An 8,094-nucleotide genomic window follows, 5' to 3' on the forward strand; every position below is an offset into this window, starting at 1 on the left:
CCGCCGCTTCGGAAGCTAACATCACAGAGATTTTTGTTGTTAAGCAGCAATACGCCCAAAAGCGTTATGCCGATAACGATTAGCGCCATAAGCGCCAACTTTTGTGGCTTCATAGCCCTCTACTCCTTGACCCGGAGGTCGGTAAGAGGCTAATCTTTATGTGTCGCATACAGATGGCCTCGGTAAATGTTAAACGCCTTGCAGGGCGTTGAATGTTTCCGGGGCTTTTCTCTATCTGCCGTCTGGTGTTAATGCCTGAGACAGATAGCCTCAAGCACCCGACATCATTCTCTTTCATCCCCTTAAATTTTCAAAGCATTATTATGAAGGGCTTTTCCGCTCTGTTTTATTATGAACCTCCCACAGACTAATACCGCAGCTGGCTACGAATCCCGCCAGGTAATCCAGCCCTGACCATTCACGAATACCGCCACGCGCTGCTTCAACAAATACAGCGATATCTTTATCCCGCCATATACCGAACAGACGCCAGCCGCCTTCATCTGTTTTCACTGCCGCTATGCGCGTAAGAACACCTGTCTGGTGCAATTCAATAAAGGCAGGTTTCTTTCGGGTAATTATTCGCATAATAACAAACCTGATATTTGTTGATAATAAATAGGTGATTAGTCTTGATTCGGTTTACCCTGAAGCATGGCGGCGCGATGATTCCATAACTCACGCAACTTATCTCTTGCGTCCACGTCTGTGTGATATGCGGTGTCGGTCGAGATTCCACAAACGTGGCAAGATATCCAGTTGAGGTTATCGTCGTCATAATCAAACTCCGCATTTCCTCCACAGCATGGGCATGGTAGAAGGCCATTTTCATCCGGCACAGATACCGGGGCTGGAGGGGCGGTGTAAAGCTTGATAACGCGACGCGGGTCCGCGTTGGATGTAATGGGATTTACAGTAAACAGATACGCACATCCAAACTTTTCTACATCGCGCAATTCCTGCTCATCCGTCCACGCCACAGCCTCAGCTTCGAGCGATGCCAGCGCGATACGAGCGATCTGGCGAATTTCATCGTTAACGTTACACATTCGCGGGTCATTGGCGTACTGCGCAACGCGTTCTTTGGTAATAGTGCTCATGGGTTAGTCCTCCCAATCCCACACCGCGAAGGCGTGGTCATCATCACAGTCTATTTCGCCCTTTTCGCCGCACCCAGAACAGACGACACCATCACCAGCGTAAAGAAAATCTGGAGTACCTTTGTCGGTATGAACGTCAAGCTCATCGCTATCACATTTAGGGCAGTATCCCGCCCATTTAATTCTTAATACGCTCATGTTATTCCCCTTTAACTGTGATGCCTGCATCGCGAATTGCTTTCAAAACCTTCGCTTTATCCAAAAGAACCTCACTGATATCCCATTGCGCTGGCTGAGGAAGTACAACCTCACGAGCTTCCAATTCAGCAATTTGCTCCTCATATCTAGCGCCAACAGAAACAGCTTTCTCAAACGCCTTGAACCACTTTGAGGCATCCTGCTTTGCGGCTTCCAGCCTTTCAAGCGCTGTTACAAGGTTAACTTTCAGATCCGACGTATATTCAGCATCACAGCAGCTGGCGCATATGCACCCGCCGTCAGAGTGCTTAACAGTAAGAGCCCACTGCTGGCAGAAGTCGCAATCGCGCATTTCCGCCTGGCCCCAGTCATGTTTTTCGCGTTCTGGAACGTACAGCGCCTGTTTGTCGATGTTGCTCATTGGGCAGTCTCCTGCGTTGCCTCGTTGATTGCTTTATCAACACGTCTATAGACACGCATTGATTCCTCTTCGGTCAGCTCTCGACCAAGCTCAAACTCAAGAGAATCAACAACAAGAAAAGAAAAACCCTCCACAGAAGACAGCATTGACGATTCGATTGCCGCATCGGTTAACTTGCTCATTGGGCGGCTCCTTCCGACCTTACCGGGATGAAACGTGATGGTGACCAGTCGCAATAGGTGTCTTTTTCGGTATGGCCGAAAATAGCTTTGCAGCGCCGGATGTGATGGCAGTGACCGCAGCTTGAACCCTTTGGCAGGCGCATCTTGTCCGGGTCAGTTGGGTCATAATTCAGAACTTTTGTGGAGTCGCTCATGCTGCCGCCTTGCTGCGCGATGCCGCGATCGCTTTATGTTCATCGATAATTTCCAGCAGCTCTGCCAGCGGCAGGCCGTCAAGCTTGATGACTCCCTCTTCGCTGATGTTGGCCAGCGCCACCAACTCAACAAGACGCCGGGCTTTTTTCACGCTGATTTCCGGCGCGATGAAACTTCGGGTCACCTTTTTCTTTCCAGCAGCTGCGGCTGCTGCTTTGTCCTGCTCCAGTACTTCACCGGCCTTTTCACCAAACTCCCTAACGCGCTCAACGGCTGCACTCAGGGCCACATCGCCAGATTTAACCGCCTGCTGTACATCGTGGTTGGCCATACCCAGCGTCATCAGCTTCTCAACCGTCGGCACAGACAGGTGAACATATCGCGCGATTTCCTGCGTTGTCAGATTGAATGCCGCCAGGTCACGGATAACACCGGCCTTAGCCATGTCCGATAGCGCCAGCTGACGGTTTGACGTCATGACACGGGCTTTGCGCTCGATATCATTGCCCCTGAACGGTATGATATGAATCTGGTCTACTGGCTTGCCGGCATCACGGCAGCGCAGGTAGCAGCTGTATCGCCGGTGCCCCTCAACAATCCACACCCCGCCCTCGTCGCGTTCGTACACCTCAAGAGGCGGTACCGTCCCGCCGTTGATCAGGTATTCAAACAGCTCGTCATTCGCCTCACGGGTTTTCTCGTCGTCATCACGGCGGTTGAAGCCAGGCTGAATATGGATGTTATCAATGCTAATAAACATCCCGTGGTGCAGACGCTTAATCACGCCGCTGGTCGTCATTTTTTTGAATGAATTAGTCATCACTTTGTTCCTGTTTTACCTGGTCTGTCAGCTCCTGCCAGCGACGCAGCAGTTCTTCACGCGCTCCCTGCTTGCTGCCGAGAGAATAGCCCGTGCCGATATGGTGATGAGCGGAACATCTCATGCAGCGAATCTGCGCAGAGCCCGCCCATCGAGTCTCTTTGAAAAATATCTCCACCACATTCCCGCACGTCGGGCATTCCGGAAGCTCAGGCCGTTGCATGGCGGCACTCCTTCAAAAGCTGTTCAAACAACTGGCGGACAGGATTGCCACGTCCGAAAGGCATTTCGTTGATGCTCCAGACCTGCTTCCCTTCCGGGGTAGAGGTTTTGATAACCCTCCCGCTGCTAATCAACTGCGCAAGTATTCCGGCAACGGATGCGTGGGTCTTACCCAGCGCATTGGCTATTTCCCCTGTGGTCATTCCCGGATGTCCGCCCAGAAACTCAAATACCGTAGGGTCCATGTTTGCTGTGTTTTTCTTAGCCATAAAATTTCTCCTGTTAATCCTTGTTACCGGCAAAACCCCTCGGGATCGTGTCATCGCATTTGAAACTCGTGGCAAACGCGCCACCACCATTAGCCAGATTTACCGGACACAATTTCAGTACGAGGTCAGACCATTTCTCACGAAGGGTCATTGCGGTCTTAACCTTCTCGCACCAGAACTGGTTGCCATGGATTCGCTCGACCATCTTGCGCATCTGGCCATGATCACAACCCTGGTCGTCTCTCAGTAGACGGATCTCGTTCGCCCAGACAGTCCAGTTGGGCTCTGGAGGTCTTGAGATCATTCCGTCGAATTCAGCAGCACGTTCGTGTAACTCAAGAACCTGAGCGAAAAACCACTCAGCAAAAGACAGATCGTCAGCGTTACCCCATAGACTTTTTTCGGCATCGAAAATCACCGCATCGGGATGCTTTAACAAAAAGTTATCCACAGGAGAAATTTCTCCAGCACGGTTTTTATGATCTGTATGTAGTGATCTGTTTTTAAGATCTGTATAGAGAATAGATTCGGCGTTAACGCCGATTCCAGGATTCGGCGCTTGCGCCGTTTCCATTCGGTGTTTACGCGGAATGCATTCGGCGCTTACGCCGTTTCCATTCGGCGTTTGCGCCGAATCCAGTAAATCCGCCGATTCGGCGTTTACGCCGTTTCCATTCGGCGCTTGCGCCGAATCGGACAATTGAGGAAAAATCTTCGAGAGGAAAATATCCTCTTTGATGCGGTAATGTTTCTTCGGCGTTCCACCTACCTTGCGCAACTTTTGCTCTATTGCATCCGGCAGATACTCTTTGATGATCCGGTCCATAGCACGACGAATAGAGTCTTCGCTAATGGCACGCACTTCGATCGCCAGCTCCTCATGTGCCTTATAGAACCAGCCATCATGAAGATGTGATTTACCCGACCAGAACACCAGCTGGTTCAGGATGGCGGCCAGCAAATGAGCCTGACGGTCACCGGCAAAAAAATCGATATATGGAACGGGGATCGTGATGCAGTTCCCCTGCCCTGACATGGCCTGCATGACTTCAAATATCCTGCTCACGCTAACCCCTGTACTCATTTCTGAGGGCTCCTGATTCATAGCTGCACCTCGATAAACTCGTTAAACTTTTTCCTGCTCAGCTCGCATTTCTCTATACATCCATCACGCATGAATGTGATTTTGTGCGGGCTGACATTCAGCACTGTTACCAGGCGTCCACGCCCGTCGCGATATTTCTTTCCCGGAAGGATTTCAGCGCTGCAGCCGGTGGCTGGCTTATTTCTCTGCAGCACACTTTGCCAGCGCTTCAGTAATTCCTGGTCAGTACACATCGTGGACTCCTGGCTGTCAGTGGAACAGGCCGTTGCCAGCCGGGCCGCTATCACCATCTCTGTGACGTTCGGCAAGCAGTTCCTGTATGGCAATTGCTTTATTCGCTCGCACAAACTCTTTCATCGCGGTCTTAACGGAACGTTCTGCCACCTGTAACGCGCGATATTGAAGCGAGTCGCTGACAAGAAGCTGCGCTGTGAGCCCCTCTGGCAGAGCGTCAATAATCGCCGGGTACAGCTCAGCAATCTTTCGCTGCTGCGCTACAGTTTCTGCGGCTGCCCAACGGAAGATGCGCTGCTGATTGTTATGCAGGGCCTTTGCGCTATCGGGCTCCTGGAGTCCACCAGCAATACCGAGCCGCGCAGCTGCACGCGCTATTTCGTCGCCAACTGATTCACGGCCACGGATCCGACTGTCCGGGTCTGCCCCGTCCGCCCAGGCAATCAGGAGTGGCAGAATATGGGTGTAATTGATTTCCATTAATCAGACTCCTTGTGGAGAGAGGCCGTATTCTTTTTACTGGCACGCTTAGCTTTACGGTGTTGGTCGTATACGTTTTTGTCGTAGATAAGTGATCCGTCTGATGCATCAGCAAGACGCTGAGCACAACGCTCTGGAACTAGTTCTTTCCACTGGCTGACTGCAGATCTCTCCACTCCCGCAGCGATCGCTGTGCGTGTGTTACTGCCGAAAAAATTAACGGCATCAATTTTGAGCATTTAATAACCTCATTGGTAAGTTTGTTCAACAAGGTTATTTGGTGAGAATTCTTTAGTCAAGAAGAATTAAGATAACTAAACATGAATAATGAAACTATTGGTCGACGCATCCTTCGCCGGCGCAAAGATATTGGATTGCCACAGCGGGATCTTGGAAAAGCTCTCGGGGTTTCTCACGCCACCATTTCACTGTGGGAAAGTGATAAAACCGAACCGTCAGGAAAGAACCTACACTCCCTTGCAAAGGCTCTACAGTGCACTCCAACTTGGATTTTATTCGGTGACGAAGACCAGTCACCAGCAGAGCCGATCCCTGTCGACACCCAGAGTCATCTCACGTCCGATGAGCAAGAAATGCTCGAACTGTATCGCTCTCTCCCCGAATCAGAGCAACAAGCTCAAGTCCAAAACCTGAGGGCCAGAGTCAAAAACTTCAATACACTTTTTGAGGAACTCCTCAAAGCCCGCAAACGCTCAGAAAAAAAATAACTTCTTTTCAAGGGGTTATTTTTTTACGCCCATAATGTTTAGTTTTATCACCAAAACAGCTTGCCAATATCGGTTAGTTATCTTACCTTAAATCTCATCAAGCAATCACACCGCAGTGATTACTCAGTAAAAAACGTTCCGCCTCCCCGGCGATAAGGGGAAACACAGGAGAAGCCAGGATGACACACGCAATCAAACAGATCGTCGATACCGATGGCGAGCCAATGATGGAAGTAGTGGTTCACAGCGATTGCTCAGCTGTTGATATGGAAGCGATCCACGCTGAAGCGCTGGAATTCAACAACGCTTACAACACCCTTTACGTTTATGCACCTTGCGAAGCAGCGCAGGATGTGTGGCCTCACCTGACCGAAATAGAACGCATTGTTTCCGTAGAGCTTACTCACAAGCAGGCACTGCACGAGAACCGGCAACATGATGATGCGATTGAATATTTTGCGGCATATGGCTCACGCCTAAATTTGGAGGTTTTTACACAGCATCAGATAAAACAGATAGCTGATTTTTGTCACTCTGACGCACTGGAGCTCAACAACGCAATTGACGACGGCAGGACAATGGACATGTATCACAAGTGGAATACTGCCCCTACCGCTCAGATTCGCCGTGACATGCTGGCTGCTGCTCACTCCGAAGCGCTGAAAATGAACTCCAGTTACGCCTGAAAACAACCGAAGGTAAAACGAGATGAGCGAACAAGAATTAAAGCACGTAATCGCCCTACTGCTGGAAGACGCAGAACGGCTCCATCAACTGGAGCCAAATGCAGGTACTGATGCCCGCATCTGGCTGGCGAAAGGTGCCCTAGAATCAGGTGATAAGGCTAAGCTTTGTCGAGATTAGCGTACCAACGACCGCCTGATTTAGTGACCATGATTTTTGGATTTTTGCGGATTTTTTCAGCGACTGATTCAGCTAGTTCGCCAACAGCAGCTTTGTCTTTTGTATCGCTTTCGTAGCTGTACTCGGCGTTGGGTAAGACAAGAACCTCACCGCTATCAGTCATGCGGACAGTACGCGAAAATCCCTTCGACTTCATTTTTTCATGGAGTTCGTCGTAATCCGCATCTTTGGAATCGCGAAGTTCTACTCGGACAGTGAATTTTGCCATTTAATTTCCTTACTGGTTGTGTGAGAGCTCCAGTATACCACCGAGCCTGAAGTGGCAAAAAGACAGGCACACAACACGAAAGCGCATTCTGGCTATTCACATTTGAGCTTTGTCGTTAAACCAAATGGTGGAGTTGTGGTGTAGCTCAACTGGTAGAGCGCCCCTTGTGTGGGGAGTTGAGCACTACCCAAGGTTCATAACCCAGGCTATCTCATGCGGCTGGCCAGACGTTATCCGGGTTCAACTCCCGGCACCACAACGTCATGTTGTACGCGTTTGGCGGTATCAGTTGTTATTCCTTTGGCTGATACCGCCCTTTTTAAACAAATTGATTTTTCTGTGTGGTGAATGCGGCTAAGCGCACGTGGCACAGCATGTATACAAACAGTCATTAGAGTCGTGGATGAATGTATGTCGGCCGTAATTGCTGGTTACGGTCACCGGGAGGCACCCGGCACCACACAGCAAAATCTGTTAAGTGATTAACATGGAGTAATTTTATGATGAACGCAGTGCTTGAAAATAAAAACGGTTGGAACTATAGTTCGCCTGCAGTCGCAAAATCGACTGCCGGGATTGGAACCCCGTCGTTCACCAAAGCGCATAACCGCGCTCATGCGGTTTTTTTATGCGCTAAGCACAGCCACATTCGCATTATGGTGAGGCGTGCAGGGCAGCCTTCGGGCTGGCCGGCTTCTTTGGTGACCGGTAGTTCCAACCCTGTACGTCTCACCACCATCGAGATTGGAACCTCCGGGGGTGAGTTAACTGTATTCACCAAAGAGGCTGCCATCATGGCTACTATCCTTACCCATTTCTTACCTAAAGTTACTATCGAGAACGGCCGCGCCGTTACTACCTCTATTGCCGTCGCCGACTTCTTTCAGAGGCGTCACGACGACGTTCTGCGCAAACTCCGTACCCTTGATAGCTCCCCTGATTTTAACGCCCGCAATTTTGCGGCGGTTGAATACACCGACGCCAAAGGCGAAAGCCGCCCCGCCTACG

General features: G+C 50.3%; 18 protein-coding genes, 1 tRNA gene and 1 pseudogene. 5 read left to right on the top strand and 15 right to left on the bottom strand.

Annotation, left to right across the window (positions count from 1 at the left end; genetic code table 11):
• The 14 genes from DEO48_RS09445 to DEO48_RS09510 all read right to left on the bottom strand — a co-directional run.
• A partial coding sequence (locus tag DEO48_RS09445; RefSeq protein ID WP_109844999.1) for a Hok/Gef family protein occupies positions 1 to 113 on the bottom strand: 113 nt, incomplete at its 3' end.
• 208 nt (positions 114 to 321) lie between these two features.
• Positions 322 to 588 (bottom strand): hypothetical protein, encoded by a 267-nt coding sequence (locus tag DEO48_RS09450; protein ID WP_109845000.1) that lies wholly within the window; start codon positions 586 to 588, stop codon positions 322 to 324.
• 38 nt (positions 589 to 626) lie between these two features.
• Complete coding sequence (locus DEO48_RS09455; protein WP_109845001.1) at positions 627 to 1,100, bottom strand: Lar family restriction alleviation protein; 474 nt, start codon at positions 1,098 to 1,100, stop codon at positions 627 to 629.
• Positions 1,101 to 1,103: 3 nt separating this feature from the next.
• Positions 1,104 to 1,298 (bottom strand): hypothetical protein, encoded by a 195-nt coding sequence (locus DEO48_RS09460; protein WP_109845002.1) that lies wholly within the window; start codon positions 1,296 to 1,298, stop codon positions 1,104 to 1,106.
• A gap of 1 nt (position 1,299) precedes the next feature.
• Positions 1,300 to 1,719: a hypothetical protein gene (locus DEO48_RS09465; RefSeq protein WP_109845003.1), complete on the bottom strand. Its 420-nt coding sequence runs from the start codon at positions 1,717 to 1,719 to the stop codon at positions 1,300 to 1,302.
• A complete protein-coding gene (locus DEO48_RS09470; RefSeq protein ID WP_109845004.1) occupies positions 1,716 to 1,901 on the bottom strand; it encodes a hypothetical protein in 186 nt (61 codons plus the stop codon). The genes DEO48_RS09465 and DEO48_RS09470 overlap by 4 nt, the downstream gene beginning before the upstream one ends.
• Positions 1,898 to 2,095, bottom strand: coding sequence for a hypothetical protein (locus DEO48_RS09475; RefSeq protein WP_109845005.1), 198 nt, complete (start codon positions 2,093 to 2,095; stop codon positions 1,898 to 1,900). The genes DEO48_RS09470 and DEO48_RS09475 overlap by 4 nt, the downstream gene beginning before the upstream one ends.
• On the bottom strand, positions 2,092 to 2,916 hold the full coding sequence (locus DEO48_RS09480; protein WP_109845006.1) for a chromosome partitioning protein ParB: 825 nt from the start codon (positions 2,914 to 2,916) through the stop codon (positions 2,092 to 2,094). The genes DEO48_RS09475 and DEO48_RS09480 overlap by 4 nt, the downstream gene beginning before the upstream one ends.
• Positions 2,909 to 3,139: a hypothetical protein gene (locus tag DEO48_RS09485; protein ID WP_109845007.1), complete on the bottom strand. Its 231-nt coding sequence runs from the start codon at positions 3,137 to 3,139 to the stop codon at positions 2,909 to 2,911. The genes DEO48_RS09480 and DEO48_RS09485 overlap by 8 nt, the downstream gene beginning before the upstream one ends.
• A complete protein-coding gene (locus DEO48_RS09490; protein WP_109845008.1) occupies positions 3,126 to 3,407 on the bottom strand; it encodes a helix-turn-helix domain-containing protein in 282 nt (93 codons plus the stop codon). The genes DEO48_RS09485 and DEO48_RS09490 overlap by 14 nt, the downstream gene beginning before the upstream one ends.
• A 13-nt stretch (positions 3,408 to 3,420) precedes the next feature.
• Positions 3,421 to 4,512, bottom strand: a complete 1,092-nt coding sequence (locus DEO48_RS09495; protein WP_258306083.1) for a hypothetical protein — start codon at positions 4,510 to 4,512, stop codon at positions 3,421 to 3,423.
• Positions 4,509 to 4,745: a DUF4222 domain-containing protein gene (locus DEO48_RS09500; protein WP_181366989.1), complete on the bottom strand. Its 237-nt coding sequence runs from the start codon at positions 4,743 to 4,745 to the stop codon at positions 4,509 to 4,511. The genes DEO48_RS09495 and DEO48_RS09500 overlap by 4 nt, the downstream gene beginning before the upstream one ends.
• A gap of 16 nt (positions 4,746 to 4,761) precedes the next feature.
• Positions 4,762 to 5,226 (bottom strand): toxin YdaT family protein, encoded by a 465-nt coding sequence (locus DEO48_RS09505; RefSeq protein ID WP_109845010.1) that lies wholly within the window; start codon positions 5,224 to 5,226, stop codon positions 4,762 to 4,764.
• Positions 5,226 to 5,465 carry a Cro/CI family transcriptional regulator gene (locus tag DEO48_RS09510; RefSeq protein WP_109845011.1) on the bottom strand — a complete coding sequence of 80 codons (240 nt, stop codon included), beginning with the start codon at positions 5,463 to 5,465 and terminating at the stop codon, positions 5,226 to 5,228. Before DEO48_RS09510 ends, DEO48_RS09505 begins: the two co-directional genes overlap by 1 nt.
• An 81-nt stretch (positions 5,466 to 5,546) precedes the next feature.
• Here DEO48_RS09510 and DEO48_RS09515 point away from each other — a divergent pair, with 81 nt between their 5' ends.
• From DEO48_RS09515 to DEO48_RS26745, 3 genes and pseudogenes are all read left to right on the top strand, one after another.
• Positions 5,547 to 5,954 carry a helix-turn-helix domain-containing protein gene (locus DEO48_RS09515; RefSeq protein WP_109845012.1) on the top strand — a complete coding sequence of 136 codons (408 nt, stop codon included), beginning with the start codon at positions 5,547 to 5,549 and terminating at the stop codon, positions 5,952 to 5,954.
• A 179-nt stretch (positions 5,955 to 6,133) separates the two neighbouring features.
• Positions 6,134 to 6,640 (top strand): hypothetical protein, encoded by a 507-nt coding sequence (locus DEO48_RS09520; protein WP_109845013.1) that lies wholly within the window; start codon positions 6,134 to 6,136, stop codon positions 6,638 to 6,640.
• 22 nt (positions 6,641 to 6,662) lie between these two features.
• Positions 6,663 to 6,788: pseudogene (locus DEO48_RS26745) on the top strand (hypothetical protein); the annotation flags it as partial.
• 10 nt (positions 6,789 to 6,798) lie between these two features.
• On the opposite strand, the gene DEO48_RS09525 reads toward DEO48_RS26745, so the two are convergent.
• Positions 6,799 to 7,086, bottom strand: coding sequence for a type V toxin-antitoxin system endoribonuclease antitoxin GhoS (locus DEO48_RS09525; protein ID WP_109845014.1), 288 nt, complete (start codon positions 7,084 to 7,086; stop codon positions 6,799 to 6,801).
• Between the two features lie 134 nt (positions 7,087 to 7,220).
• Here DEO48_RS09525 and DEO48_RS26750 point away from each other — a divergent pair.
• Positions 7,221 to 7,345: transfer RNA gene (locus DEO48_RS26750), tRNA-Thr, on the top strand.
• Positions 7,346 to 7,586: 241 nt separating this feature from the next.
• Positions 7,587 to 8,094 (top strand): Rha family phage regulatory protein (locus DEO48_RS09530; RefSeq protein WP_181366991.1); only part of this gene is annotated, 508 nt, incomplete at its 3' end.

The sequence above is a fragment of the Enterobacter sp. CGMCC 5087 genome, from assembly GCF_003144775.1.
Classification (GTDB): Bacteria; Pseudomonadota; Gammaproteobacteria; order Enterobacterales; family Enterobacteriaceae; genus Enterobacter; species Enterobacter cloacae_M.

Coding starts and splice junctions, on each gene's coding strand:
- DEO48_RS09510 (WP_109845011.1), bottom strand. CDS start 5,465: ATGCTCAAAATTGATGCCGTTAATTTTTTCGGCAGTAACACACGCACA.
- DEO48_RS09495 (WP_258306083.1), bottom strand. CDS start 4,512: ATGAATCAGGAGCCCTCAGAAATGAGTACAGGGGTTAGCGTGAGCAGG.
- DEO48_RS09480 (WP_109845006.1), bottom strand. CDS start 2,916: ATGACTAATTCATTCAAAAAAATGACGACCAGCGGCGTGATTAAGCGT.
- DEO48_RS09455 (WP_109845001.1), bottom strand. CDS start 1,100: ATGAGCACTATTACCAAAGAACGCGTTGCGCAGTACGCCAATGACCCG.
- DEO48_RS09460 (WP_109845002.1), bottom strand. CDS start 1,298: ATGAGCGTATTAAGAATTAAATGGGCGGGATACTGCCCTAAATGTGAT.
- DEO48_RS09485 (WP_109845007.1), bottom strand. CDS start 3,139: ATGCAACGGCCTGAGCTTCCGGAATGCCCGACGTGCGGGAATGTGGTG.
- DEO48_RS09525 (WP_109845014.1), bottom strand. CDS start 7,086: ATGGCAAAATTCACTGTCCGAGTAGAACTTCGCGATTCCAAAGATGCG.
- DEO48_RS09515 (WP_109845012.1), top strand. CDS start 5,547: ATGAATAATGAAACTATTGGTCGACGCATCCTTCGCCGGCGCAAAGAT.
- DEO48_RS09520 (WP_109845013.1), top strand. CDS start 6,134: ATGACACACGCAATCAAACAGATCGTCGATACCGATGGCGAGCCAATG.
- DEO48_RS09470 (WP_109845004.1), bottom strand. CDS start 1,901: ATGAGCAAGTTAACCGATGCGGCAATCGAATCGTCAATGCTGTCTTCT.
- DEO48_RS09465 (WP_109845003.1), bottom strand. CDS start 1,719: ATGAGCAACATCGACAAACAGGCGCTGTACGTTCCAGAACGCGAAAAA.
- DEO48_RS09490 (WP_109845008.1), bottom strand. CDS start 3,407: ATGGCTAAGAAAAACACAGCAAACATGGACCCTACGGTATTTGAGTTT.
- DEO48_RS09475 (WP_109845005.1), bottom strand. CDS start 2,095: ATGAGCGACTCCACAAAAGTTCTGAATTATGACCCAACTGACCCGGAC.
- DEO48_RS09450 (WP_109845000.1), bottom strand. CDS start 588: ATGCGAATAATTACCCGAAAGAAACCTGCCTTTATTGAATTGCACCAG.
- DEO48_RS09505 (WP_109845010.1), bottom strand. CDS start 5,226: ATGGAAATCAATTACACCCATATTCTGCCACTCCTGATTGCCTGGGCG.
- DEO48_RS09500 (WP_181366989.1), bottom strand. CDS start 4,745: ATGTGTACTGACCAGGAATTACTGAAGCGCTGGCAAAGTGTGCTGCAG.